Raw genomic sequence first — 26,864 nt, 5'->3', positions numbered from 1 at the left:
ATAATATCAATTTGTTTTATTTTTATCGTTTTCTATATATAGATAGAACAATGCTAACCATTGCACCCAATATAAAACCTAATAATGTACCAACAATACAGATGAGTGCTCTTGATGGTTTAACTTTAACTTCGGGAACAACCGCTGGGTCAACTACTTTGAAAATGAACTCCTCTTGCGCTTCTGCAAGCATTAGTTTCTTTGTTTGTTCTTCTATTAACTTGTAAAACGTACTTTGCATTTCAGCTACAGATGTCTTATTGAGCTGCTGCTTTAAATAAACCAAGTTGTTGGACACTTCTGATATTGTCCTCTCACGCATAACTCTATTGATCTCATTTACTATCCAATCAACCCACTGTTTCGCAATGTATGGGGAGTAATATGTCATTGAGACAGTATATAAACCACTTGACTTATCTTGCTTTATACTAAATATATCTTTGATAAAAAGCTCATATGCTTCTTGTTCTGTGGGGGCCTCCCCTCTTAAACCATCAGGAGTTCGTAACCACTTATTGTTACTTTCACTATATATGTCATCATCAATGACCAATGTATTATCTTCCAACACCCAGCCTTTAGTAGCCATCAAAGGTACCAGTAAATCATGACTCCCAATAAATGAACTTATAAACTTTCTCGAAGACATCACCTGAACTGCCAGATCAGTTTTCGATGTATCTCCACTACCAAGGCTAACACCTGTTAGAGCTGCTATGCCGCCAAACTGACCGGCTATTTTCTCTAGTCCTCCACTATCACTTCTCTCTGTCGGTGCGAGCAATGCATAAGCTTTATATATGTTTGGTTGATTTAACGCATAGATTACAGAGCCAACAGCAAATATAACTGTGGTAATTATAATAATCCACTTGCCTTTCCATAGAGCCATAAATAAGTCAGTTAAACCAATCTCGTCTTCTGGACGATATACTTCATTGGTAGGCAAATTGTATTGGTCACGATCTTCATTTGACATTATTGATTGTTCCATTCGTGGATAGTTAGCATCTTAGAATACTTTTACTATTCCAGCTTATTCGTCATAAATTAAGTAAAGGCTCTTAATCATCGATTAAGAGCTTTCTTGCTTTACTTCAGAGCATTTATTGCTACCCCTGTCTGATACAGGATCTGTGTTGCAGCTGTCCAAGTGCTTAGCGCATCTCGGTAATCGGTATCAATTGGTACGACAATTGTGTCACCAGCCTCCAGCTCCTCCTGGTTGTTACCGAACCAGTAACCAGAGGATGGTTTGTAAACAGAGCCGTCAGCACGAACTACGAAGATGCGATCTTCATCCGCTTGTTTCTTCGCACCGCCTGCTTTGTTCAAGTAATCATTAACATCAAGTCTGTTATCCAACAAGTAAGTAATTGGAACCTGAACTTCACCCATAATTGAAACTGTGTTGCGGAAGGTAGGTACAAAGAGGAAGTCGCCGTCTTCTAACATAAAGTCTGCTGAGCGATCACCTTTGAAGATACGGTTTAGCTGCACTACCATACGCCCAAGCGCCTTACTGCGACTTGCTTCTTCAACAAATGCTAGCGTTTTCTGTGGATCGGTAATTACGGAACCAATATTGCTGTCGGCCCTGAATGTTTTCTTCGCAGTTTCTGCGCGCATATCAGCGGCGTATTGATTTAAGAGCTTCTGCTCTTGTAAGCGCAATGCCTCACGCGTGAATATTGCTCCTTGAGGGTGAGCAAATTCTGTCAGACCACCAGCTCGACCCAATAACTCACTTAAGGTTTCACCTTGGCGCAATGTATAGGTTCCAGGGAAGCGAACTTCACCCTGTAAAGTTACTGTGCTTTGTAGCTTCACATTTGGCTTTTCTAAGATGTTCAAACGATCTCGGCCCACGATAACTGCATCGTCTGAGGTACCGCCTTGTATTGCTTTACGTAAATCAATCCGTTCAACATCAATATAAGCACGCTCATCTGCACTATTAATCGCGGTTCGTGCTAACTCTGCGCTAATTGTGAATGCGTTATAAGTCAAACCACCAGCGGCTTCAATCAGCGTTGATACCGTCATTCTTGGAGTAATCGGGTAGCGCCCAGGGTGCTTCACTTCACCAAATACTTCTGCAATTTGAGGGGCTAGCCCCAAACGAGACTGTTGTTGGAGTTGTAACAATACTGGTGCAAGCAAAGTGCGACGAGTATTTTGCTTCAGCTTTTCAAAGTCTTCCTCTGTAATCTCTTTACCGCGGAAAATAATTTTTCTTTCTTCTTTTGCTTGCTGGTTCCAGCCAACATAATTCTGTTGGTTATTGAAATTAGTTTGTTGCGGATTATTGCTAGTCATCGCATTGTTACCTGCGATTATCGAACCTGCAGGGTTATTAACCATAGCAACAGACGAGCTCATCTGTTGCTGTTCTTTCTGTTGCTCCATCTCCGCCTGTTTTTGAGCTTGCTCGAGTGTTTTCGCTTTTGTAATTTCTTCATCATTAGCGAGTGTATCTAAATCTTCGTTATTGAACCGGTTGAAGACTAGAACTCGGTCACGAGAACGTAGAGACATATTGTCTTTGCTGTTAGGAGATAAAATCGCGTTCGCGAGGTTTATCTGAAATACTTCGATATCACGTTGAGTATTAACTTCTCGAACAACAACGGCGTAGTTAACATCAGCAGTGGCATTAAATGCAGAGTCGACAGATTTAAACAAATCAGCAATACGCAAACTTTGATGCCACTCTACATACCCAGGGTGTCTGACATCCCCTTCGATTTGAACATATCGAGTAAGCTCTTCGCTTTTTTTCAAGATTTTAATAACATCGCCATTTTTTACTTTGCTTTGCTTATCTTGACTCTTACTAAAATCGAGAGTGACCGCTTCACGAGTCCCATGCGTTGCATAGCGTTTGATTTCTAGCTGTTCTTTATACGCGTTGGCAGTAAAACCACCAGCTATTTGAATAAGTTGTTGGTAGGTTTCACCCGGCTTAACCTCATAAATTGCAGGACGATTAATCTCGCCTTCTATAGAGACTGTATCTTTAACAGAGCCGATTAAAACAACATCATCCGGTAGTAAGCGCACATCATCACTCGCATCACCTTTTAGTAACAGATCATACATGTCCAACTTACGAATAATTTTTCCGTCACGCTTTAGCTGAATATCTCTTAGTGCCCCACTTTCACCAAAACCACCGCTGTAGTAGATAGCCTGTGATATTGTCGTTAATGCGCTAACCGTGTACGCTCCTGGCTTATATGCATCGCCCATAACAAATACTTGCATGGTACGTAGTTCACCTAATGAAATATCGCTACGAACACCTATCATTTGCTCTTTTACACGTTGCGTTAGAGAGTCTCTAACATCAGAAAAGTGCATACCTGCAACATTTACTGGCCCAAGAGAAGGAAAGTTGATTGTTCCTGCGCGATTTACACGTAAGCGATGTGTTTCGTTCTCCTTACCAAATAACTGCACGATGATTTCATCGCCTGCACCCACAGTGTAATTAGCCGGAACTGGAACATCACTTATCGGAGCAAAGGTACTTGGAGAGCCAGCAAAGAGTTCAAGGCCAAAGCGTTGTAACTCATCATCTTCTTTTTTAGTATCCCATATTTTTTCTACTTCAGTAGAACTCGCCCCACTCAATTGAGTTCTAGGTTGAATAACTTGCGGATTTGAGTATGACGTAGACTGGGAAGAAGAGCCTGAAGGGATACTAAAGCCATACTTACTCGCCAGTGCTTGCTGCTGATCTGCTGGTAAGTTCTGAAACATTTTGATTTGTTCTGAAGTAGGTGTTTGCGCAGTCGAGTAAGACGCAAACATGCTTGCCAAGACACAAACGGCAATGGAGAGATATCCTTTAAACATGATATGCCACTATAATAATTGGATAAAAGGCCCTAGCGCTCAAGTTTGAGTTCTAGGTATTTAAATTAGAATCTGTGCTGGAAACCCAGTGTAATCGAGTTAAGGCGAACTTGGTTTTCTGAAACGTTATCAACGAACTCAAACACAACTGCGCTTTGTTTGTTCAAAGCGTAATGCATACCTAACCCAAAACTGAATCCTTGCTCTTTGTCGGAGCCTACATTTTGTAAGTCAAGTTGAACGCTCGAGTACCCTGCTAAACCGTAAAGTGCAACTCGCTCTGAAACAGGCATATTTAGCTTAAAAAAGCCACTCATTGCACTATCAACGGCAAGCCCACTATCACGCTGAACTGACGTTCCATAGCGTCCTTCTAAACCAATATAATCGTTAAAGAAGTACCCTGCTTGCGCACTAAGAAGAAAGGGGCTTCCCTCTTTCACGGACTCAGAAGGCGAGCTTTTCAATTCGGCATTTGAGTAACTCACTAGTGCACCAGCGTAAAAATCGGCAGATGCTGAAAAAGAACTCAGGCTTAAGCACAGTACACTAAGTATTCCTAAACAATGCTGTTTTCTTATCACGTAAAAGTTCCTAGTACTGGTAATAATGAGTGCTACGGACTTCAACGTACGCCTCGAAGACTCATTAATTATTGATTTTTGGCACGCTACCGCCCGGCGGCGTTGAGCGTTAGCCACTGTATCGCTTTCTTTATATTCAAGCGCCCAGCTCCCTCCAAACACTTAAGCCATACTGAAGGAACAGGCCGCCAAATTATGCACGCTTGATGGTTTATCAGCAAGTAAGGGAATAAGATAACCGCGCTATGTCACGTTGGTGTTAGGAATGAGATCGGAAGCCTGGCAAAATAAGAAACTATTTACATGCTAACGCTTTTTTATCTAGAATATAGTTTGGAGCATTTTTTATGCTACCAAACATCGATGTTTTTATACCGGATATACAAGGATTAATAATGAAGAATACAGCTCTAGCTATTCTTATGGCTCTAAGCGCATCAACTGCATTTGCAGCAGAAGAAGCAGGTTCAGCAGGCGCAGCTTCTGCATCTGCAACAGGTACAACAGCCGTAGCAGTAGGTGCAGCAGCAGCTGTAACTGTAGTGGCAGTTGCAGCGTCAGATAGTGACTCGTCTACAGCAACAAACTCTAATTCTGGCTCTGGCTCAGTAGCTAAATAATTTAGCTCTAGTATAGTCCAGCTGATCGCCCTGAAATAATCAGGGCGATTTTATTTACAAGAGGGTACAATGAATATCTTCAAAGCGTCTAAATGGATACGCCCACTTCTCACTCTTCCGTTATTCTTCATAATTCAGGGTTGTACACAAAAGTTCAATGATGTTTCAGCAACCGTCCAAGAAGCATACGGTAACTACATCGATGTAGAGATGTCCTCAGACGAAATAAACGCAGTTCCTTATGCCAGTGCCTATTTGAGACTGGGGAATCAAAAACAGGTCTTTGTTGTTTTAGCTTTTGCAGAGCAAAATCCTCTCAATGGAAAAATACAACTGAAATGGGTAAGTGCTGACAAAGCTATGATCGTTACGGAGAATGGGCATATCGTCAAAACGATAGGTCTACAGAATGGGGACTTAGCGGGTGTTTATGGTGATGTGCCAGATTTTTCCTCTGATTCAGCCTCTGTTAACTACGCACTCTCATACGACTGGGCAACACAATATCGTTATGGCTTTCCAGCAAGTGTGACTCGTTCTTACTCAGGTCAAGAAACGTTGACGACACCAATGTCTAGCGCTACGACCAATGTATATAAAGAAACTGTTGAGTTTAGTAGTCTTTCCCACGGTATCGAAAATATTTATTGGGTTGATGAACTAGGTCAGGTTGTTAAAACCTTACAATATTTAGGACCTAATATGATCCCGGTTGAGTTGACCATTTTAAAGGGGTATAGTAAATCATGAGCAAGCAACTAATCACATTATTATGTTTGGTCATGCCACTTTTGAGCTCATATAGTTTAGCTCAAACAGAAACCTCTACAACACAGTCATTAAATGTTGAGTTGCTTCAGGTGGGTAAACAGCTACAATTCCAAGTACCTGCTCGTTTAGAAAGTGTGCTAGCACTCGCTTCAGAACACAACGTCTCACTACAATACCCTCTTGGTACGACTTTGTTTGATAAATCGGATCGTGCTGAGAAAACGTCTACCGCTTTAAAGAACTCGGTACTCAATCAAATGATCCAGCACAATTTGGTTGCACATCCATTCTACAAATTCATTAAGAAGCAAAGCTTTGCGCCACGAGCACTATCTGCAATTGATGTTGATAAAATTCGACTAAATAAATTCGATAATCCTCTTTTGCACGGTACCTACGCTCTAGCGACTCCTCTACGCGAAGAGAAAGTGTATTACGTAGGAAACCTAAATAATGTGTATTCCGTTAAGGATCAGGCAGGCATCCCTTTACAAAGACAAATAGAGAACTTGGAAAGTAACATTGATACATTATCAAATGCGCCAGTGTTGATTTACCCAGATGGACACGTAGTTAAGCCGCATCATGGAGCTTGGTTGACAACACAATATTACTTACCACCTCTGACATTGGTATATGTCCCGTTTGGTGATTTTGAACACTCCGAAATGGATCAAGATATTGTCCGCCTACTCACTCAACTGATACCAAACTCCACAAAGAGACCGCAATGATGCCAATTAGAAAAAGCTTAACCCTTTCTTTAATGGGCCCAGCATTGGTTTGGGCTCAAGACATGCCGTTTGAAGCTCCCTCTTTACAACCTTCCCAATCTGATTTTGGTGGTGTTGGTTTAATGCAGATGCCAACAGGACGTATGGCACCAGAAGGTGAGTTCAACTTTTCTGTCACCGGAAGTGATGAATACCTTTTTTATAATGCAACATTACAAGTTATGCCTTGGTTGGAGACGACTATTCGTTATACGAGAGTAGCATCAATACCCTACGATCCAACTTTTCCTAATGTTGATAATGAGTACACCGATAAAGGTATAGACTTCAAAGTTCGATTGCTAAAAGAGTCTCAGTATATTCCTGAGGTCTCTCTCGGTGTCCGAGACTTTGCTGGAACAGGACTATTTGATGGTGAATTCATCGCAGCAACAAAACGTTGGTCCAATAGCAATATTGGAACATTCGATTTTACACTGGGGATAGGTTGGGGGTATTTAGGAACTAGAAATAACATATCTAATCCAACATGTAAGCTTTCTGAGAGTTTCTGCGAACGCCCTTCAGACACACTTGCCAGTGGAGGCACCACGAACCTAGATCGTGCTTTTAAAGGCTCAGCAGCTTTGTTCGGTGGGATAGAATATCAAACTCTACATTCCCCTCTTCGTTTGAAATTAGAATATGATAGCAACGACTATAGCGAAGACTTTCCAGCTGTAATGGCGGGTGTAGACATGTCCCCGCACACACCGTGGAACTTTGGAGTGCTCTACCGCCTAGGAATGGCCGATTTTCGTTTAAGCTATGAACGTGGAGACACGTTGGTCGCGGGCTTAACGCTAAACACTAATTTCAATGATATGCCATCATTCTGGCGAGACACACCAACCCCTGAAGTGAAAGATAACCAGCCTGAAGAACTATCTGATGTTGACTGGGAACGTGTAACAGAAGATTTAGATAAAATTGCTGGTTACCAAAACACGCGCATTTATGTCGATGATAATACAGTAACTGTCGTTGGTGAGCAGAAGAAATATCGTGACCGTAACGAAGCACACGAAAAAGCCGCAGCTGTACTCCATAATGAAATGCCTGACGGTATTGATATCTATGCGATCAATGAACGTAACCGAGGCTTAATCAGTGAGCAAACTATTATTTCTAAAGAGAAATATCGCGACTTTGCTCAAGTCAATTATATCAACCCGAAAATAGAAGATACCACCTCCATAGCTACTACTAAGCCAACAGGAGAGTCTGTCTATGATGGATTTGAGCGCTTTGATTGGGGCTTTGCACCAAAGTTAGTTCAAACACTGGGAAGCGCAGAAGACTTTTATTTGTTTAGTATTGGCTTGAGTGGCAGTGCTTCTTATTGGTTAGCTGACAACCTAGAGATCGGTGGCTCACTGTACTGGGATTGGTATAACAACTACGATAAGTTTATCTATGTAACTCCACCTGATGGCACTACAGTTCCTCGTGTTCGCACCATGTTCCGAGCTTACCAAAATGAACATGCTGTAACCATGTCAAACTTACAATTGACTTGGTTCCAAGAGTATTCCAATACGATGGACCAGCAATTCTACGCGGGTTATCTGGAGAGCATGTTTGCCGGAGTAGGTACCGAGTTTCTTTACCGACCACAAGGAGCTAACTGGGCGATTGGCGCTGACGTCAACGTAATTTCTCAACGTGATCCACAAAGTTACTTCGGTGTTTACGATGAGAAATGGCAAAACGTGCCAGAATATGGACGTCCGTTCCAAGTTATTGATAAAGGCTTCACTGGTTTTGTATCTGGTTACTACTACCCTCAATGGGATTTCCTACAAGATTTGATGATCCAAGTCGATGTTGGTCAGTTCCTAGCTGGTGATGTAGGTACACAAATCAATATTTCTAAGCAGTTCAAGAGTGGCGTAATTGCTGGCGCCTTTGCCTCATTTACAGACTTGTCTGCGGACGAATTTGGTGAAGGTAGCTTTACTAAAGGTTTCTACTTGTCGATTCCGTTTGACATCATGACCGTTAAGCCAAGTAACAATCGTGCGAACTTTAGTTGGCAGCCTCTTACTCGTGACGGAGGACAGAAACTCGGACGTAAATACAGCTTGATTGAATTGACCGATGAGCGAAATCCTTGGTATCAAAGGCCTAACCGTTCGGATGTGGAATAATAAAGTAATCAAGGGAGCTGCGGCTCCCTTTTTCATATCTAGATACTGAGTCATAGAAGACTAAAACCTATCTTCCTGCTTCCAATAGCGCTACTTTTCGTTTCTTGCTAGAATTCCTGAGAAAATTTTAATCTATGGTGGAAGTTCTATGATCATCGTAACTGGTGGCGCTGGCATGATCGGCAGCAACATTGTTAAAGCACTAAACGAAGCTGGTATTAACGATATCCTGGTTGTCGACAACCTAAAAAATGGAAAAAAATTTAAGAACTTAGTTGATCTGGACATCACAGATTACATGGATCGTGACGACTTTCTGACCCAAATTATGGCGGGCGATGATTTTGGTCCGATTGAGGCAATTTTCCACGAAGGTGCTTGCTCTGCAACGACTGAGTGGGATGGTAAGTACATGATGCTAAACAACTACGAGTACTCTAAAGAGCTGCTTCATTACTGTTTAGATCGCGAGATTCCATTCCTATACGCTTCTTCAGCAGCCACTTACGGCGATACAGATACTTTCGTTGAAGAACGCGAATACGAAGGCGCACTGAATGTATACGGTTACTCGAAACAGCAGTTTGATAACTACGTTCGTCGCCTATGGCAAGACGCTGAAGAACATGGTGAGACCCTTTCTCAAATCACCGGCTTCCGCTACTTCAACGTATATGGCCCACGTGAAGACCACAAAGGTAGCATGGCATCAGTTGCGTTCCACCTAAACAACCAACTTAACGCAGGTGAAAATCCTAAATTGTTCGCGGGCAGCGAATCATTCAAACGCGACTTCGTTTACGTTGGTGATGTCTGTAAAGTAAACCTGTGGTTCTTAGAAAACGGCGTATCAGGCATTTTTAACTGTGGTACTGGCCGTGCTGAATCTTTTGAAGAGGTAGCAAAAGCAGTTATCAAGCATCATGGCAAAGGCCAAATTGAAACCATCCCATTCCCTGAGCACCTAAAAGGCGCTTACCAAGAATTCACACAAGCGGATCTGACCAAACTGCGCACCGCAGGCTGTGATGTTGAATTCAAGACAGTTGCAGAAGGCGTTGCCGAATACTTGACTATCCAAAACAGTTAAGCACCACAAGGTGGTAGAACCATAACCTGCCACCTTTACTCAAATGCAATAGCCTGTATCATTCCTAACTATCTTTTTTCTCATTTAAACCACTTCGCCCGTACACGAATAGGTAACTAGACACGCCATGACCATAAAACGTGATGACTTCGACCCCAAAGCATATAACCCTGAGTTTAAGCGCCACTTTCTGTCGCCTAAGTACTGGGGCACGTGGTTAGGTGTTATCTTATTTTTACCGTTATCATTAATGCCACTGGGTTTACAAAAGTGGTTGGCGAAAACCATAGCCAAAAAACTGTCTAAATCCCACAAAGGTCCAGCTCATCGAGCGAGGGTTAACTTTGAGCTGTGTTTTCCGGAAAAATCGTTCCAAGAACGTGAAGCTTTGATAGAAAAAACACTCTACACAGCGGCCATGTTCTTTTTTCGCTTCGGGTTACTAAGTTTACGCTCACCAAAATGGCTTCAGAACCGTTGCCAAATTCGCGGCCTAGACATTTTACGACAGCACATTGATAACAACGAAAATGTAATTTTAATGGTTCCCCACTCTTGGGCTATTGATGTGCCTGCTATCTTGCTCGCTTCAATGGGAATGCCAGTTTCTGCAATGGCGAAGAAGCAAAAGAATGATGTTGCTGACTGGCTGATGCACAAGCAAAGGGTCCAATACGGTGGTCGTGTTTATGAACGCTCAGGTGGCATTAAGCCTTTTCTGAAATCCATTCGAGATGGCTATGTAGGGTATTATCTACCTGATCAAGATCACGGCCCAGAGCATAGTGTGTTTGTGGATTTTTTTGCAACACGTAAAGCAACGCTACCTGGTTTAGGCAAAATTGCGAAACTATCACGCTCAAAAGTACTGCCTCTATTTGCGTCGATGAACACTGAAGATGGTACGTTTGATATTGAGATTTTACCAGCGTTTGAGCTGGATAAAGGCGAAGAGCAAGACGCTCGTACCTGTAATGAAGCCATTGAATATTTTGTCGGTGATAAACCCGAACAATATATGTGGGTACTACAGTTGCTGCACTCTCAAGAAGACGGCAATAACTATTACAATTTGTTTAAACCAAGATATAACAGCGACTGGAAAGTGCAGTGAAAGTATTTGTCGTAAGCTTGGCTCGATCGCTAGATCGCCGAGAACGTATTGAAGAAAAGTTAAAACAACAAGACATTACGTTTGAATTTTTTGATGCAGTAGATGGCTCTGTTGACCGTTTTCTTCATTCAGAAAAAAGTCGTCCTACCATTACTCTACGCCGCAAAGGGTATCAATTAAAAACCAGTGAAGTCGCCTGTTTTGCAAGCCATTACGAGTTGTGGGTTCGCTGTGTTGAGCTTGATGAACCGATCGTCATCTTAGAAGACAACGTCGACCCCGTAGAAGGGCTGAAGCAAGTACTCGAACATACCCTTCCATTGACTTCTAATTATGACTACATCAAGTTGTCTGCCACTCAGAAGCGTGTATTCACCCCAATCGTACCGATTGATGATAATCATATGCTAGGGGGATACTCAGCAGGCACTTGTGGTACCACCGCTTATATCGTTACACCTAAAGCAGCCTCAAAGTTTGTTATGCATGCTCAAGAGTTTATTGAACCAGTCGATGACTACATGGAAAAACCATGGAGACATGGTGTTCAAGTCTACAGCGTGTCTCCAGATCTCTTTACTAGAGCAGAGATTGCTTCGACGATTGGTGGTAAAAGAAAAGATAAATCCAAAATGACTCTTGCGAATAAAATATACGCTGAACTTTTTAGAACTTATGAGTCAATTTTGAAATTCCTATACTGGAAAAACAAAGCATGAAGATTTTAGTCATTGGCCCTGCATGGGTCGGCGATATGGTAATGTCGCAATCGTTATATATCGTATTAAAGCAACGCCATCCAGATAGCCAAATTGACGTTATCGCTCCAGGATGGTGTAAACCGATTCTTGAGCGTATGCCAGAAATCCATCAAGCGATTGAAATGCCTATCGGTCATGGTGAGTTTAACTTATTAGGCCGCAGGGAAATTGGCAAATCATTACGTGAAAAGCAATATGACCACGCCTATATCTTGCCTAAATCAGCGAAATCGGCACTGATCCCATGGTTTGCCAACATTCCTCTTCGTACTGGCTGGAAAGGAGAAATGCGCTATGGTTTATTGAATGATTTACGCCCTAACATGAAGTCTTTTCAGTACATGGTAGAGCGCTATGTAGCGTTAGCTTATCCAAAAGCAGAAATGGTGGACTCTAACTCTCTTGGCGGGCTTGAAACCTTACCTCGCCCTCGCCTTGCAATCAACGCGGCAGAGCAACAAGCCACGATCAAAAAGTTCAACTTAGCCCAAGACCAACCAATTATCGGACTGTGCCCAGGAGCAGAGTTTGGTCCTGCCAAAAAATGGCCCGAAACACACTACGCTGAAGTTGCGACGCAAATGGCTCGTTCTGGACATCAAATCTGGTTGTTTGGTTCTCAAAAAGACTTAGAGACTTGTAACAATATTCGCGCACTTGTTCCGACGCAATTCCATGAGCACATTCATGTTCTGGCAGGCCAAACCAGCTTAATTGAAGCGGTCGACCTACTTGCTGCATGTAAGACTGTTGTCGCGAATGACTCAGGCTTAATGCATGTGGCAGCTGCGGTTGGTTGTAATGTTGTTGCAGTGTATGGCTCAACTTCACCGAAGTACACCCCCCCACTCGCAGAAAAAGTGGAGATTGTTCATACCGATATTGATTGTCGCCCTTGTTTCCAGCGTGAATGTCAGTACAAACACCTTAAGTGCTTGACAGAACTTTCGCCTAAGCAAGTGCTAGATAGTATCCAAAAACTTGACGCCATTACGATAAGCTCATGTTAGTTCGCATTATTTATACCTTACTACTCGCCCTAGCGTCACCGCTGCTTTTATTTGGTTTGTACAAGAGCAAACCAAATAAGCCTAAGTTCGGCTCTCGCTGGAAAGAGCACTTTGGCATAACCCCCAAGTTAAAAAGCAACGACAAACCTATTTGGATACATGCCGTATCTGTTGGTGAAAGCATAGCAGCAACACCTTTAATCAAAGCCCTTAAGGAACAAAACCCCGAACAATCTATTCTAGTTACAACAACAACAAGTACGGGAGCTGAACAGATTGCTAAGTTGGGTGATTTAATTGAACACCGCTATATGCCAATTGACTTTGGGTTCGCTATCAAAGGTTTTCTTAAAGCAGTGCAGCCAAAACAGATGTTGATCATTGAGACTGAGCTGTGGCCAAACACGCTTCACAATGTTCACAAAGCGGGTATCCCTATAACTGTCGTGAATGCGCGCCTATCTGAAAAATCGTGTCAGAACTACGCCAAAATACAGCGGCTTTTTAACCAGCTTCATCCATGCCTAACTCAAGTACTCTGCCAAACGGATTCAGATGCAGAGCGCTTCGAACGCTTAGGCGTTGAGAAAAAGAAACTATCCGTTACTGGCTCGATTAAGTTCGATATTCAAATATCAGAGCAAGTGAAACAGCAAGGACAGCAGCTTCGAGCCCAACTTGGAAACGATCGTCCGATTTGGATTGCAGCTAGCACCCACAAAGGCGAGGACGAACAGGTATTAGATGCACATAGACAAGTTTTAAAATCTCATCCAAATGCTTTACTCGTTTTGGTTCCTCGCCATCCAGAACGATTTGATGATGTATTCACGCTTTGCCAACAGCAAGGATTTAAAACTGTGCGTCGTACTTCAACGCATGCAGTAGAGACGAATACTCAAGTATATCTCGGCGATACAATGGGTGAGATGCTAACGTTGATGGGCGCAGCGGACATCTGCTTTATGGGTGGAAGCCTAATTGGAGATAAGGTTGGTGGGCACAATGTGCTAGAGCCTGCCATGTTAGAAAAAGTCATAATCACTGGCCCTAGCTATTTCAACTTTAAGGAGATTGTTGAAAACTTACTAGCTGTGGATGGTATCTTAATTGTGCCAGACTCAACGACCCTTGCCCTAAGGACTACAGAGATCATTTCTCAACAAGATAAATATTTACTCCGAGCTTTGCATGCTAATAAATGGGCCTCATCCAATCAAGGCGCTCTAAACCGAACAATGAGCTTACTCCCCCAAAGTGATAAGTAATAACTTAATAATTAGTTTGATAAATACCTCACTTTTACTATTAAGCTTGTATGTTTTACTGTACTAAGCACTTTACCTGTTTAACTTAAAAAGAATATCCATTATGCAAAAAATTTTAGACTGTACTCTTCGCGATGTTGGCTACTATAACCACTGGGACTTTTCACCAGAAGTCGTTGACGCTTACCTCACAGCAGTTGCAAAAGCTAAAATTGATTATGTTGAGTTAGGGCTTCGTAACTATCCTAAGTCTGTTTACAGTGGTCCATTTGCTTATACGACTGAAGAGTTTCTAAACACGCTACACCTACCGAAAGGTCCGACATACGGCGTAATGGTTGACGCAAAAACTTTGCTAGATGCGGGTAAACCTGTTGTCGCTGCCATCAATGATCTTTTTGTACCAGCACAAGAAAGTAAAGTTGATCTCGTTCGTATCGCGGCACATTTCAATGAAGCAGAGCAGTGTGAAAGCATGATTAAAGCTTTCAAAGAAATGGGGTATATCGTTGGCTTAAATCTGATGCAAGCGGGCGGAAAACCATCCGTGGTTATAGCGGAAAAAGTACAGGCGGTAGCAAAAGCAAACCCTGACGTCATCTATTTTGCTGACTCTCTCGGTAATATGGATAGTGCAGAAGTCACTCGCATTGCCGAAATTGTAAAGCAAAACTGGGATGGCGACATTGGCATCCACACCCATAACAACATGGGTCAAGCAATGTCTAATACGATGACAGCTCGTTCGAATGGTGTTACATGGTTGGATGTGACCGTTACCGGAATGGGACGAGGCGCTGGGAACGCCCAGACCGAAAACCTGCTCGCCGAACTTGATGGACTAGATAAATACTTGCCAACAGCAATATATGAACTAGTTATTCGCCATTTTGAGCCAATGCAAAGAAGATACGGTTGGGGCTCAAGCCTTCTATATTACTTGGGAGCCAAAAACGATATTCACCCAACTTATATTCAGAATATGCTTTCTAATCCTAATTACGGAACAGAAGAAATTGTTGGTGCTATCGAGCATTTAAAAAAGCTAGAAGGTACGACAAGCTATAATGGTGATGTCTTAGAAGAAGCGCTTACTGTAGGGAAAATAAGCCAACCAACTGAAAGCCAATCAGACCTATCAGGGATCTTTTCAGGAAAAGAAATTTTACTGGTCACTAATACGCCTAATGCTGCAACACATAAAATCGCGATCGAGACATACATTAAGACTCGAAAGCCTATCGTAATTGGCATCAATACAAAGCATGAGATTAACACTGAGCTTTTCGATTACTTTGCTGTATCTCATAACTCTAAATACTTGTCAGAAAGCAGCCATTACTCAGAGGTAGCCAAACCCGTATTTTTGCCAAAGAACCGCTTTGACGAAGACGAGCTAAGTAAATTTAGTAATATTTCTATGATTGATTACAGTAGCACCATAGAGAAGGATACTCTCACCGCCCATAAAAACTACTGTACACTACCGTATGATAATACCGCTGCATATGCGTTATGTATCGCTTTTATAGGTCAAGCGCAGAAGATATCTCTCGTTGGTTTTGATGGTTATGATGTGACTGACCGACGCCAAATGGAAATGAATGAGATCTTTAGCATGGTTAGTCAGCAGTTTGGAAGTACATCAATTCAAGCGTTAACCCCAACCACTTATCCAGTAAAAGCAGGGTCTATTTATGCACCCGCTATTTAATGGCTATGATACTGTTATTTTTGACTGCGATGGCGTGATCCTAGACTCAAATAACCTCAAAATTGATGCCATGCGTAATGCTTTACGCATGGCCCAAGTATCAGAGCTCGAAATAGATAAGTGTTGCACTTATTTTAAAGCTAATTTTGGCAAATCGCGTTTTCATCATGTGAGTTACTTTGTTGAACATTTCATCACAAATGCAGATGAAGCATTGTACGAACGTATACTAAACTGCTACTCAAAGCAGTGTGAAGAGCTATACATGGAAGCTCAACTGACGCCTAATTTTATTGCAGCAATTACAGGTTGCCCAGCCAAACTCTATGTAGCGAGTGGATCTGCTCAAGACGAATTACGAGAAGTATTTGTTAAAAGAGAGCTGGCGCAATATTTTACGTTAATTCTAGGATCACCTACCGCGAAAGCAGATAACGTTGCAACCATCCTAAAGGAGTCTTCAGGCGCGGCTCTAATGATCGGTGACGCATTATCAGACTTTCACGCAGCCAAAGAGAATAATATTGATTTTCTTGGCTATCTTCCTTTTTCAAATGTAAAAGAAGAGCTTGAAAGCTTATCAAAAAGTGAAGGTTTCAATATTCTAAGGAGTTGGTAAGCATGAGTGTCCATGTTTTTCTACCATGCCGGAAAGGCAGTGAACGTATCCCAAACAAAAATACCAAAGACTTTGCAGGTGTAAAAGGTGGGTTATTAAAAATCAAACTGGATCAGTTAATCAATATAACTGACCTAGATTCGATAGTCGTATCTTCAAACGATGACTTTGTACTGGATTTTGCTTCAACATATAAAGATTCTCGCATACGAATAGATGAACGCCCAGAGCACCTAGGGGCAAGTTCAACAAGCACTGATGATCTTATTAGATATGTTCCTTCGATTATTACTACGGGTCACGTACTTTGGACTCATGTAACCTCACCATTCTTAGACGAGTCAGGTTATAGCGCTATTATCAAACAGTATAATCAAGCACTCACGGAAGGTTATGATTCATTAATGACGGTCAAAGAACTACGTGGGTTTATTTGGAATAAAGATAAGCCAATTAGCTACGATCGTAATATAGAAAAATGGCCTAGAACTCAGACAATTGAACCTCTTTATGAAATCGATAGCTCAGTCTTTTTAAATAGTGTAGAAAACTACAAAAAGCTAAATGATCGAATTGGACTAAAGCCTTCGATGTACATACAGGATGCAGAGAGCTCAATTGATATAGATTGGCCAGAGGACTTTACTTTCGCTGAATCTATGTGGTTACAGAAAAATAAATGATCATCGGTAAATAGACATTACAATTGTAGCGTCTATTTACCTGTCATTTCATCGTCTAGGATAAGCATCGATCATAGAGAAACTAGACCTATTCACGATTTTTACCCCTTTGAGATCGGCCCATTTATTTAACAGTTGATGTGCATAAAACGTCAAGAAAGTTAATCGCATCAAGTCCGTCATATTAAAAGGTTTGACCTTTTGAGGATTTTCTAGGAGCGGCAACTTCTCTTCTTTTCCATAGAAATGCTTGTAGACCATATAAAGCTGGTTGCTCTCTTGATCAACATGGACATCATTATGGAAGCTCATATCCGCTCCAAATATTTCCACTGAATCATATTCACATAGAATTGCTACATACACAGCAAAGATAAGCACATTGACAGCTGGAGGTGCGACGATACCAGAAGATAGTGCCATTGGGCCATATTTAATATTAGTTACATTACTAGGAATTGCTCGCAGCACTTTTATCGCTATGTTGCTGTTTTTGATATTGCCTTGAATGAACTCTCTGTCAGCAAAGTCAGGAATAATCAATTGCATTTCCCAAGACACAAGTTCATTTAGATCTTTAAACAATTTATCTCTTTTTTCCACCAGAGAGCTATGGGTGGTTTCATCCCAGAAATAGCTATCAATTAAAATATATTTATTAGGTTTCAACGCCGTAAAATGCTCAGACTCTGAGAAATGATTAACAGCAATCACATCACTATCTGTACCAATACTATTAATATCTGACTTTAAGGATGGTCCATTACCTAAAACCGTACATTTCTCATGTGTACGATAAAAGTCTTTAGGTGAATCAGTGCTTTTATCGCTTCGCTTTTTGAATGAACGGAAAGTTGAAGAAAAATGCCTCTTCATACTTATCGATTGCTTTATATTTTTAATTTTATTCATCTTAACCTACGCAAAACTTTTAAAACCGTTCGATAATCCAGCGTTTTAACAAAATAACAAATCGCTTCGCTGTACAAAGCAGACTTTGATTGTGAAAGTGATGCCATAAACTCAGCGGTACACATACGCTTTTTAATCGCACTCACAACTTTAGTGGCGTTTTTACTCTCTGCATCTCGCAAGTTCATTTTAAGATCTTGCAGTTCACGCTGAGCATTAATTACTGTGTTGTCATACCTTTCTTCACGTGTTTCTTTTGCGAACGTTGATATGCCACCCAATCGATATTGGATCCATTTTTTGTTTTCATGATGAATACCATTTAACAAAAAGGCTCGAAGGACATTGATGCGATCTTCATTGATGATGTCTTTGTTGTAAGGAGCAAACTCGTTCAGTACATCAGAGGTAAAAGCGGCGCAACAACCATCTACTGCACACTTTCTATTAATAATATTTTCGAGTGTGTACGGCTTTTTATTTTGCTTAATCGATTCGAATGACTCAATAACATCGCCTTGCTCAGAAATTTTGTCGTAACCACCAATAATTAAGCTTGGTTTGCCATTTTTCAACCAGGCTTCATAAGTTTCCTCAACTCGGCTCGGCATCGCTATATCATCGCCAGCTTGTACAATAATAAGCTTATTTTGGTATTGCCCCCGCAAGGAGTTGATTTGGCTAACTAAACCAACATTTTGCTTATTGTGGCGATATTCAATATTTAATCCTTTAGGCGCAAACTCTAAAAGCGATAGAATTATTTTATGACTATCATCAGGTGAACAGTCATCCAAGATCAATAATTGGCTTGGCCACACGGTCTGGTTCAATGCCGCTGGCAATGTTTTCTCAAGATAACGAGATTGTTTATAACAAAAGAAGACATAAACCACGTCTTCTAATACTTGCACATGCTCTTGTGTCATTACTCAACCTTAAAAGAGTTGATTGCATCGACTACTTCTTGACTCTCGTCTTCACTCAAGTAGGACGACATTGGCAATGACAGCACCTCATTTTGTAACTGCTCAGTCAACGCTAATGACAGATGACCAAACTCTTTATAAGCCTGCTGTTTATGCGGCGCTATCGGGTAATGTACTTGTGTTTGAATACCATGCTCTGATAAATGCTTAACCAATGCATCTCGGTGTGAAGTTCGCACCACAAACAAATGCCATACATGTGCCTCAGGCTCTGTCACTTCCGGCAAGATAATATTCGGGTTGTTGATTTCGCGTAAGTAAAATGCCGCCAGCTCCTGACGCGCTTTCGTCTGCGCTGGAAGGTAGTTCAGTTTCACTGACAACATCGCCGACTGAATTTCATCCAAACGACTGTTCAATCCTTGATAAAGATTCTGGTATTTAACATGTGAACCGTAGTTTCGAAGGGCACGCAAGGTTTCGGCAAGCTCTTCATCGTTGGTCGTAATAGCGCCACCATCACCCAATGCACCTAGGTTTTTACCCGGATAGAAGCTAAAGCCTGAGGCGTCACCCCATGCTCCAGACTTCTTACCATCAAGTGTCGCACCATGAGACTGGGCGCTGTCTTCCAACACGAGAAGATTGTGTTTTGTTGCCAACGCCATAATCGCTGGCATATCGGCCAACTGGCCGTACAGGTGCACCGGCAAAATGACTTTCGTCTTTTCTGTAATCGCCGCTTCAATCGCTTCAGGACTGATATTGTGCGTCTGCTCATCCGGCTCCACAAACACCGGAACCAAGTCCGCTTCGGTGACCGCCAATACCGATGCGATATAGGTATTACCCGGTACGATAACTTCATCACCTTTGTTGATTTTTCCTAGCTCTCGCCAAGCCTTTAACGTCAGTGTTAAAGCATCTAAGCCATTCGCAACGCCTATACAGTGTTTAACACCACAGTAGTCAGCAAATGCTTGTTCAAACTGTTCCGTTTCCTTGCCAAGGATATACCAGCCAGATTCAATCACGCGTGCACAGGCTTGTTTCAATTCGTCTTCGTACTCGGCATTTAAGCGCTTTAGCTCTAAAAAATTAACGTTCATTATCTACCTAGGATTTTTTCACACTTCAATTTCATTGGCTCAATATCTGACGGGTATATTTCATAAAGATAATCCAAGTCTGTATCGCCAACGAGTCGAGCACCGAACTTTTCATGGAATTTGTTTACCGCATGGTTATCTTTGCGAACATCGAAGTGGCATTTTTTAAAACCCAACACATCAAAGCCAAATTGATAAACTAAAAGAGCACTTTCGAGGGCAGCGTAACGTGTTTTTTCATGATTCAGGATCCAACTTCCCCAACAAAAAGAAACACCTTTAAAGTCGTAAAGTCTAACTGTTCCGCATTTGGTTCCATCTAGCCTCTCTATAATGAAGTAAAACTGCTTCTTTTGTTGCTCGTCCTCTTTATACGCTCTTATCCATAATCTTTGTGCTTCAACACTCGTATCGCATTTGGACAAGTGTGTATTGTATTTTTCATCACCTCGAAGCTGAGTTATAAACTCTGCATCATCTTCTTGAACAAGGCGAAGTTGTATTGTCTTACTTTTCAGCATGTTTGTTTACCACATTCAAAAATTCAGCATAATCGCGTATGTAATCGGCTTCATCATACAATTCACTAGCGACAACCATTAGCACACAATCTTCAGAAAAGTCGTGCATCTCACGCCATTTTAAGCCTTTGATATGCAGTCCTACATCGGGAGATGAAAGCGTCACTTTCTCTTTCGTGGTGCCATCATCAATGACGAAAGTCACGCTACCTTTCATACAGATAGCGACTTGCTCTAAGTCGTAGTGTGCATGAAAGCCCCTAGCTAAACCGCTTTGTGTATCAAAAATGTAGTAAATACGTTTGATATCAAACGGAATGTTTTTGTGTTGCTCTAACGAGATTAGTGAACCTCGCTCATCACCCATTTTCTGAAAAGATATTAGCGGTATATTCGACATTTATTCTTCCAATAACTCTAGAAGATAGCGGCCATAATCGTTTTTAGATAAGGCTTTTCCTGCAGCTTGAATGTGCTCTCGCGTTAACCAGCCTCGGCGATACGCAATCTCTTCTAAGCAAGCCACTTTGTAACCTTGGCGTTTCTCGATCGTTTCGACAAAGTGAGCAGCTTCAAGCAAGCTGCCATGTGTTCCCGTGTCTAACCACGCAAAGCCACGCCCTAGCACGTCAACCGTCAACTTCCCTTGCTCTAAGTAAGCTTGGTTAATACTCGTAATTTCTAGCTCGCCACGATGGGACGGTTGAATAGTTTTGGCAATGTCCACAACGCGGTTATCGTAGAAATACAGTCCGGTCACGGCGTAATTGGATTTTGGCTTGAATGGCTTCTCTTCAATCGATAGCGCTCGCATCTCTTCATCAAATTCCACCACACCAAAGCGCTCAGGATCTTTCACTTTATAGCCAAAGACCGTCGCACCTTCCGTTAAAGCAGCGGCTTGCTGCAACTTTGGAGTGAACCCTTGCCCATAAAAGATGTTGTCACCCAGCACCAAACATACTGAGTCATCGCCAATGAATTCTTCACCAATGATGAAGGCTTGAGCTAAGCCGTCTGGGCTTGGTTGAATCGCGTATTGCAACTCAATGCCAAACTCTGAGCCATCACCCAATAGGCGCTGAAATCCTTCCTGGTCTTCTGGCGTGGTGATGATCAAGATTTCACGAATACCAGCTAGCATGAGTACCGACAACGGGTAGTAAATCATTGGTTTGTCATAAACCGGCAGTAACTGCTTAGAGACACCGCGTGTAATAGGGTAAAGGCGAGTGCCCGAGCCACCTGCTAAAATAATGCCTTTCATTATTCGCCCGCTCCTAATCGCTCTAAACTGTATGAACCATCAAGCACGCGTTGCCACCATTGCTGATTATTGAGGTACCATTCCACGGTTTTGCGAATACCGCTTTCAAACGTTTCTTCTGGCGTCCAGCCAAGCTCTTGAGCAATCTTGGTGGCATCAATTGCGTAACGCACATCATGACCTGGGCGATCTTTCACATACGTGATCAAAGATTCATAAGACTCAACACCTGCAGGTTTGTTTGGTCGCAGCTCTTCAAGCAAAGCACAAATGGTTTTCACCACTTCGATGTTGGCTTTTTCGTTATGGCCACCAATGTTGTAGGTTTCACCGACTTCACCTTCGTTGACCACTTTGTACAGCGCGCGAGCATGGTCTTCCACAAACAGCCAATCTCGGATCTGCATACCATCACCATACACAGGCAACGGCTTGCCATCGAGGGCATTTAAAATCATCAGAGGGATCAACTTCTCTGGGAAGTGGTACGGGCCATAGTTGTTGGAGCAATTAGTGATAAGTGTTGGTAAGCCATAAGTACGTTGCCAAGCGCGAACCAGGTGATCGCTCGAAGCTTTAGATGCAGAATATGGGCTGCTCGGCGCGTATGAGGTGGTTTCGGTGAACAAATCGTCCGTACCCTCTAAATCGCCATACACTTCATCCGTAGAAATATGATGAAAACGGAATGCCGATTGGCGCGCTTCATCTAAGCCCGACCAATATTGACGAGCCGCTTCAAGCAAATGGTAAGTGCCCATCACGTTGGTCTCAATAAAAGCAGCAGGACCATCAATAGAGCGATCGACATGAGACTCGGCGGCCAAATGCATCACCCTATCGGGTTGATGCTCTGAAAACACGCGATCTAGTTCAGCTCGGTCACAGATATCCACTTGCTCGAAGTGGTAACGTTCACTCTCTGAGACATCAACCAGTGATTCTAGATTCCCTGCGTAGGTCAGTTTATCTAAATTGATAACGGTATCTTGGGTGTCACGAATGATATGTCGGACAACGGCTGACCCAATGAAGCCAGCTCCACCGGTTACTAATATTTTCATTACAAATGTTACCTACGTTAATTTTTGTGCCATCAGATACACATGAATACTTTATGATTATTGTAGTTTATAGACTCACTCGAGCATCGTGAGACTCAAGAAGGCTTACTTAGAGCAATTAATATAAAATGATAAAAAACTCAATTAAGATTGAGAAGTATAACCGTCCTGAAAATGTTCAAAATCGGATTCTTGCCAAATAATCTGTCGCTTTAAACGCTCTTTATTAAATGAACGCAGAAGTCTATTTAGATTTTGATGCTTCCAGTCACCAGAAGTTTCAAAACGACACTTATCAAAATCGATAATCCATACCTTATCTTTGTCGTCGATCAAGATATTGTGGATATTCAAATCGGTATGGTTAACGCCAACCTGATGCATCTTGGCAATTTCTTGCCCTATTTTCTGATACATTTCTACCGATAAAGACTGTTCTTGCAAGATACTAACCAGATCTCTGGCGTTTGGGATTCGCTCACTTAATAAATCAGCTTGATAGAAGAGTCCTGACTTTACGGCTCTTGCTGCAATAGGACGAGGAACGTGCACCCCAGCCTCAATTAGCGCCAACAAAAGCTGAAACTCTTGCGCACAACGGGTGTTATCCCAGCCAGAGAACCAATAATGATCGTTAACTAACTTCCCAAACAAACCGCCACGACGGTAATGACGTAGTGCCGCTTGCATGTTCTCTAGTTGGATAAACCATGTCGTGCCTCGCCCCGTCGCACTGCCAACCACCTTGTCTAAGGACTGCCAGTATTCCGCATCAAATATCGGTTGGCTAGGGTCTGTAATGATCTCGTCATCAAACCAGATCACTTGGTTGTTGTTTTTATACTGTTGAGTCATGCGCTCACCCTCTAGCCTAAATACCGGCTGGCTAATATATACAACCAAGTAAATGCAGCAAACGCCAAAGCAACCATAACGGCAGCAGAGCCTATATCTTTAGCTCGCCCACTGAGTTCATGCCGTTCAATACCGATACGATCCACTACCGCCTCAATCGCTGAGTTTACAAGCTCTACAATCAAGACTAATACCACGACCCCGATCATTAAGATACGCTCAACCATGCCGACATCCACTAGCCAAGCCAAAATCACAGCAATACTCAACAGAGCCAACTCTTGTCGAATGGCAGCTTCATGCTTAAAAGCCGCTTTTAATCCTTGGATCGAATAACCCGTCGCTTTAACGATGCGCTTTAGTCCGGTGTTACCCGGCTTGCCAGATTCTTGCGATTGATGTGGTGTTGTCTTTGACATTGCAGAACACTTATCAGTACTTAGCTATATTCGAGCCGTGTATTTTACATTTATTGGGGATGTCTGCATAATTTACCTGCCTCTATTCATCGAATCAGACAATAATTATGTTCACTTCTGCCCCATCGTCACTATGCGTCTTGCGTTTGTCCGCTATCGGAGACGTTTGCAATACTATCGCCACCATTCAAGCTATTCAGAAACACTGGCCTTCGACCCAGATTACTTGGATAACGGGTAAACTTGAAGCCCAGTTATTAGCCGCCATCGATGGTGTAGAAGTGATTGTTTTTGATAAAAAAGCGGGACTTGATGGCTACAAATCACTTTGGCGACAGCTGAAAGGCAGAGAGTTTGATGCGCTATTGCATATGCAGTACGCGATTCGAGCAAGTGTCGCAACGTTGGGCATTAAAGCAAAATACAAACTTGGTTTCTCTTCTGATAGAAGCCAGGACTTTCAAACACTATTTACCAATGTCAAAGTGCCTTCCCCGCAATCTCTGCATGTCGCAGATGGCTTAATGGCCTTTGCCCATCAAATTGGGGTACCAAAGGCAGAACTAGACTGGGTACTTTCTTATTCAGACCACGACCAAGCTTGGGCAGAGTCTCATATTTCTCGTAGTAAACCTAACCTGCTGATTGTGCCTGGTGCGAGCAAAGCTTATAAAAACTGGAACGCGGAAGGTTATGTGGATGTGATTCATCACGCCAGAGCAAAAGGCTGGAACGTGATTCTGGCAGGCAGCCCTGCTCAGGTAGAATTGGATCTGGCAGAAGTCATTCAATCTCGCTTGGAAGAGCCGTGTCTAAATTTAGTTGGACAAAGTTCAATTCTACAAATGCTTGCGTTAATAGATAAGGTTGAAATAGTCATCGCCCCCGATACCGGACCAGCACACATGGCGAATGCCATGAAAACGCCAATCATCGGGCTCTATGCACACCATAATCCGCTGCGAGTGGGACCTTACCGCTACCTAAAATACGTTATCTCAGTGTATGAAGAAACGATCTTTGCGGAAACAGGTAAAAACAGTCACGAGTTAAGCTGGCGAACTCGCGCTAAAGATGAAACGGCAATGAACCGCATTACCAGCACTCAAGTAATGAGCATGTTCGATCAAGTCTTAGAAGATTTGTATCCTCAATACCAGTAAACTTACTGTCTTGATTTGTTAAGAAGGAAATGACCTTGTCCAAACCAACCTTAGCCGTTGCCTTAATTGTAAAAAATGAAGAGAAGCACTTACAAGCTTGTCTAGACACAGTAAAAGATTGGGTCGATGAGATTGTCCTTCTAGACTCGGGCAGCACCGATCGCACCGAAGAAATCGCCCGACAATACACAGATAAGTTTTACACCAATCTAGATTGGCCAGGTTTCGGTAAACAACGCCAACTTGCGCAGCAATACGTTACGGCAGACTACGTTTTATGGCTTGATGCAGACGAACAAGTCACTCCAGAGCTAAAAGAAAGTATCTTACACGCGGTATCAGCCAATAAGCCGAACGTTTTATACAAACTTAATCGACTAAGCTCAGCGTTTGGTAAGTTCATCTACCATTCTGGTTGGTCTCCAGACTGGATTGTGCGCTTATATCGCACCGAATATACGCAATATAATGATTCGCTCGTTCATGAAAAAGTTGATGAGAAAAACTATCAAACTGAAAAACTGGATGGTCGACTGCATCACTACACTTACGAGCACCTTCATCATTACATCAATAAAACCACTGGATACCTCAAGGCCTGGACAGATGAACGGGAAGGAAAAAAGAAAGCGGGGTTAACGACCGCTATCGTTCACGCTCTTGCGAGCTTTTTGAAGATGTATGTTCTCAAACGAGGTTTCCTTGATGGCAAACATGGCTTCATTCTAGCTTGGCTAAGCATGCACTCTACTTTTGTAAAATATATCGATCTCTACTTACGTGAACAGGCAAAAAAATCATGAAAACGACTTTAATTATCACCACTTACAACTGGAAAGAAGCATTAAAAGCGGTGTTAGAAAGCGTGAAACGTCAAACCGTTTTGCCTGACGAAGTAATTCTTGCAGATGATGGCTCTCGAGAAGACACCAAAGCAATGGTTGACCAAATGCGTGAAGGTTTTCCGGTTCCACTGATTCATAGTTGGCACGAGGATAATGGCTTTCAGCTTTCAATGAGCCGCAACCGTGCGATCGCCAAAGCATCAGGTGACTACCTCATCATGATTGATGGCGACATGGTGCTGTCCCAAACGTTTATTGAATCACATAAGCAAGTCGCAAAACCAAATTGGTTTGTGCAGGGTGGACGTGTGTTAACGGATGAAAGCTGCAGCAAGGCCATCATGGAAAACGGCTTAGTGCCTTCCATTTTCAGCAAAGGCATTCGCAATCGTAAAAACTGCATCACCAACGCCTTGCTATCGAAATGGTTCTCTTACGAGCGTAATAACGATAAAGCCACTCGCGGCTGCAACATGGCGTTTTGGCGACAAGATGTCATCGAGGTGAATGGCTTCAACCAAGATTTTGTTGGATGGGGACGCGAAGACAGCGAGTTTGTTCATCGCATGTTGAATGCGGGTAAGTCACGTCTTTACCTAAAATTCGCAGGTGTAGGCTACCACTTGTACCACGTAGAAAACTCTCGTGCGTCACTCGGACAAAATGACGAGATTTTAGAAAACACCATTAAAAACAAGCTTAAACGCTGTGAGAATGGTGTTGATCAATTTCTAGAAGCTTAAGATTATAAAAAGGGGC

27 protein-coding genes are annotated in these 26,864 nt (G+C 42.4%); 15 read left to right on the top strand and 12 right to left on the bottom strand.

Annotation, left to right across the window (positions count from 1 at the left end; genetic code table 11):
* Positions 1-22: 22 nt before the first annotated feature.
* From R7Z10_RS19975 to R7Z10_RS19965, 3 genes are all read right to left on the bottom strand, one after another.
* Positions 23-982 (bottom strand): Wzz/FepE/Etk N-terminal domain-containing protein, encoded by a 960-nt coding sequence (locus tag R7Z10_RS19975; RefSeq protein WP_086046462.1) that lies wholly within the window; start codon positions 980-982, stop codon positions 23-25.
* Positions 983-1,095: 113 nt separating this feature from the next.
* Positions 1,096-3,864, bottom strand: a complete 2,769-nt coding sequence (locus tag R7Z10_RS19970; RefSeq protein ID WP_213971427.1) for an SLBB domain-containing protein — start codon at positions 3,862-3,864, stop codon at positions 1,096-1,098.
* 65 nt (positions 3,865-3,929) lie between these two features.
* The gene (locus R7Z10_RS19965) at positions 3,930-4,448 is read right to left on the bottom strand and encodes a porin family protein (RefSeq protein ID WP_213971428.1); all 519 of its coding nucleotides are present in this window, start codon (positions 4,446-4,448) and stop codon (positions 3,930-3,932) included.
* A gap of 395 nt (positions 4,449-4,843) precedes the next feature.
* Here R7Z10_RS19965 and R7Z10_RS19960 point away from each other — a divergent pair, with 395 nt between their 5' ends.
* The 12 genes from R7Z10_RS19960 to R7Z10_RS19905 all read left to right on the top strand — a co-directional run bounded on the left by R7Z10_RS19960 (position 4,844) and on the right by R7Z10_RS19905 (position 17,021).
* A complete protein-coding gene (locus R7Z10_RS19960) occupies positions 4,844-5,068 on the top strand; it encodes a hypothetical protein (protein ID WP_025503633.1) in 225 nt (74 codons plus the stop codon).
* Between the two features lie 69 nt (positions 5,069-5,137).
* Positions 5,138-5,818: a YjbF family lipoprotein gene (locus tag R7Z10_RS19955; RefSeq protein ID WP_140278278.1), complete on the top strand. Its 681-nt coding sequence runs from the start codon at positions 5,138-5,140 to the stop codon at positions 5,816-5,818.
* Positions 5,815-6,573: a capsule biosynthesis GfcC family protein gene (locus tag R7Z10_RS19950; protein WP_213971429.1), complete on the top strand. Its 759-nt coding sequence runs from the start codon at positions 5,815-5,817 to the stop codon at positions 6,571-6,573. The genes R7Z10_RS19955 and R7Z10_RS19950 overlap by 4 nt, the downstream gene beginning before the upstream one ends.
* On the top strand, positions 6,570-8,762 hold the full coding sequence (locus R7Z10_RS19945; RefSeq protein WP_318105691.1) for a YjbH domain-containing protein: 2,193 nt from the start codon (positions 6,570-6,572) through the stop codon (positions 8,760-8,762). The genes R7Z10_RS19950 and R7Z10_RS19945 overlap by 4 nt, the downstream gene beginning before the upstream one ends.
* Before the next feature lie 148 nt (positions 8,763-8,910).
* Positions 8,911-9,852 carry an ADP-glyceromanno-heptose 6-epimerase gene (gene rfaD, locus R7Z10_RS19940; protein ID WP_017634969.1) on the top strand — a complete coding sequence of 314 codons (942 nt, stop codon included), beginning with the start codon at positions 8,911-8,913 and terminating at the stop codon, positions 9,850-9,852.
* A gap of 127 nt (positions 9,853-9,979) precedes the next feature.
* On the top strand, positions 9,980-10,966 hold the full coding sequence (lpxM, locus tag R7Z10_RS19935; protein ID WP_017634970.1) for a lauroyl-Kdo(2)-lipid IV(A) myristoyltransferase: 987 nt from the start codon (positions 9,980-9,982) through the stop codon (positions 10,964-10,966).
* Positions 10,963-11,685 carry a glycosyltransferase family 25 protein gene (locus tag R7Z10_RS19930; RefSeq protein ID WP_005379459.1) on the top strand — a complete coding sequence of 241 codons (723 nt, stop codon included), beginning with the start codon at positions 10,963-10,965 and terminating at the stop codon, positions 11,683-11,685. The genes lpxM and R7Z10_RS19930 overlap by 4 nt, the downstream gene beginning before the upstream one ends.
* Entirely contained in the window at positions 11,682-12,737 is a 1,056-nt protein-coding gene (waaF, locus tag R7Z10_RS19925; protein WP_025768326.1) for a lipopolysaccharide heptosyltransferase II, read from the top strand. Before R7Z10_RS19930 ends, waaF begins: the two co-directional genes overlap by 4 nt.
* On the top strand, positions 12,731-14,005 hold the full coding sequence (gene waaA / locus R7Z10_RS19920) for a lipid IV(A) 3-deoxy-D-manno-octulosonic acid transferase (protein WP_213971431.1): 1,275 nt from the start codon (positions 12,731-12,733) through the stop codon (positions 14,003-14,005). The genes waaF and waaA overlap by 7 nt, the downstream gene beginning before the upstream one ends.
* 103 nt (positions 14,006-14,108) lie before the next feature.
* Entirely contained in the window at positions 14,109-15,719 is a 1,611-nt protein-coding gene (locus R7Z10_RS19915) for an aldolase catalytic domain-containing protein (protein WP_213971432.1), read from the top strand.
* A complete protein-coding gene (locus R7Z10_RS19910) occupies positions 15,703-16,338 on the top strand; it encodes an HAD family hydrolase (RefSeq protein WP_017820717.1) in 636 nt (211 codons plus the stop codon). Before R7Z10_RS19915 ends, R7Z10_RS19910 begins: the two co-directional genes overlap by 17 nt.
* Before the next feature lie 2 nt (positions 16,339-16,340).
* On the top strand, positions 16,341-17,021 hold the full coding sequence (locus R7Z10_RS19905) for an acylneuraminate cytidylyltransferase (protein WP_017634976.1): 681 nt from the start codon (positions 16,341-16,343) through the stop codon (positions 17,019-17,021).
* A 48-nt stretch (positions 17,022-17,069) separates the two neighbouring features.
* On the opposite strand, the gene R7Z10_RS19900 is transcribed toward R7Z10_RS19905, so the two are convergent.
* The 9 genes from R7Z10_RS19900 to R7Z10_RS19860 all read right to left on the bottom strand — a co-directional run bounded on the left by R7Z10_RS19900 (position 17,070) and on the right by R7Z10_RS19860 (position 24,097).
* Positions 17,070-17,933 (bottom strand): hypothetical protein, encoded by an 864-nt coding sequence (locus R7Z10_RS19900; RefSeq protein ID WP_017820716.1) that lies wholly within the window; start codon positions 17,931-17,933, stop codon positions 17,070-17,072.
* Positions 17,930-18,862 carry a glycosyltransferase family 2 protein gene (locus R7Z10_RS19895; RefSeq protein ID WP_017820715.1) on the bottom strand — a complete coding sequence of 311 codons (933 nt, stop codon included), beginning with the start codon at positions 18,860-18,862 and terminating at the stop codon, positions 17,930-17,932. The genes R7Z10_RS19900 and R7Z10_RS19895 overlap by 4 nt, the downstream gene beginning before the upstream one ends.
* Entirely contained in the window at positions 18,862-19,971 is a 1,110-nt protein-coding gene (locus R7Z10_RS19890; protein ID WP_017634981.1) for a DegT/DnrJ/EryC1/StrS aminotransferase family protein, read from the bottom strand. Before R7Z10_RS19890 ends, R7Z10_RS19895 begins: the two co-directional genes overlap by 1 nt.
* Complete coding sequence (locus R7Z10_RS19885; RefSeq protein ID WP_017634982.1) at positions 19,971-20,492, bottom strand: GNAT family N-acetyltransferase; 522 nt, start codon at positions 20,490-20,492, stop codon at positions 19,971-19,973. Before R7Z10_RS19885 ends, R7Z10_RS19890 begins: the two co-directional genes overlap by 1 nt.
* Complete coding sequence (locus R7Z10_RS19880) at positions 20,479-20,892, bottom strand: FdtA/QdtA family cupin domain-containing protein (protein WP_005489486.1); 414 nt, start codon at positions 20,890-20,892, stop codon at positions 20,479-20,481. The genes R7Z10_RS19885 and R7Z10_RS19880 overlap by 14 nt, the downstream gene beginning before the upstream one ends.
* Positions 20,893-21,759, bottom strand: a complete 867-nt coding sequence (gene rfbA / locus R7Z10_RS19875; RefSeq protein ID WP_005379428.1) for a glucose-1-phosphate thymidylyltransferase RfbA — start codon at positions 21,757-21,759, stop codon at positions 20,893-20,895. It abuts the gene before it with no gap.
* Entirely contained in the window at positions 21,759-22,823 is a 1,065-nt protein-coding gene (gene rfbB / locus R7Z10_RS19870) for a dTDP-glucose 4,6-dehydratase (protein WP_318075966.1), read from the bottom strand. Before rfbB ends, rfbA begins: the two co-directional genes overlap by 1 nt.
* Positions 22,824-22,967: 144 nt before the next feature.
* Positions 22,968-23,678: a 3-deoxy-D-manno-octulosonic acid kinase gene (locus R7Z10_RS19865; protein WP_170893628.1), complete on the bottom strand. Its 711-nt coding sequence runs from the start codon at positions 23,676-23,678 to the stop codon at positions 22,968-22,970.
* An 11-nt stretch (positions 23,679-23,689) separates the two neighbouring features.
* Positions 23,690-24,097 carry a diacylglycerol kinase gene (locus R7Z10_RS19860; protein ID WP_005395798.1) on the bottom strand — a complete coding sequence of 136 codons (408 nt, stop codon included), beginning with the start codon at positions 24,095-24,097 and terminating at the stop codon, positions 23,690-23,692.
* A gap of 107 nt (positions 24,098-24,204) precedes the next feature.
* Between R7Z10_RS19860 and R7Z10_RS19855 the strand changes: the two genes are divergently transcribed.
* The 3 genes from R7Z10_RS19855 to R7Z10_RS19845 are packed head-to-tail and all read left to right on the top strand — an operon-like array spanning position 24,205 to position 26,848.
* Entirely contained in the window at positions 24,205-25,260 is a 1,056-nt protein-coding gene (locus tag R7Z10_RS19855; RefSeq protein ID WP_170893627.1) for a glycosyltransferase family 9 protein, read from the top strand.
* A gap of 35 nt (positions 25,261-25,295) precedes the next feature.
* A complete protein-coding gene (locus R7Z10_RS19850; protein ID WP_005395793.1) occupies positions 25,296-26,063 on the top strand; it encodes a glycosyltransferase family 2 protein in 768 nt (255 codons plus the stop codon).
* Entirely contained in the window at positions 26,060-26,848 is a 789-nt protein-coding gene (locus R7Z10_RS19845; protein WP_213971433.1) for a glycosyltransferase family 2 protein, read from the top strand. Before R7Z10_RS19850 ends, R7Z10_RS19845 begins: the two co-directional genes overlap by 4 nt.
* Positions 26,849-26,864 lie beyond the last annotated feature (16 nt).

It is taken from the genome of Vibrio sp. Vb1018 (assembly GCF_033338775.1).
GTDB lineage: Bacteria > Pseudomonadota > Gammaproteobacteria > Enterobacterales > Vibrionaceae > Vibrio > Vibrio alginolyticus.
This window is presented reverse-complemented; position numbering and strand designations above follow the sequence as displayed.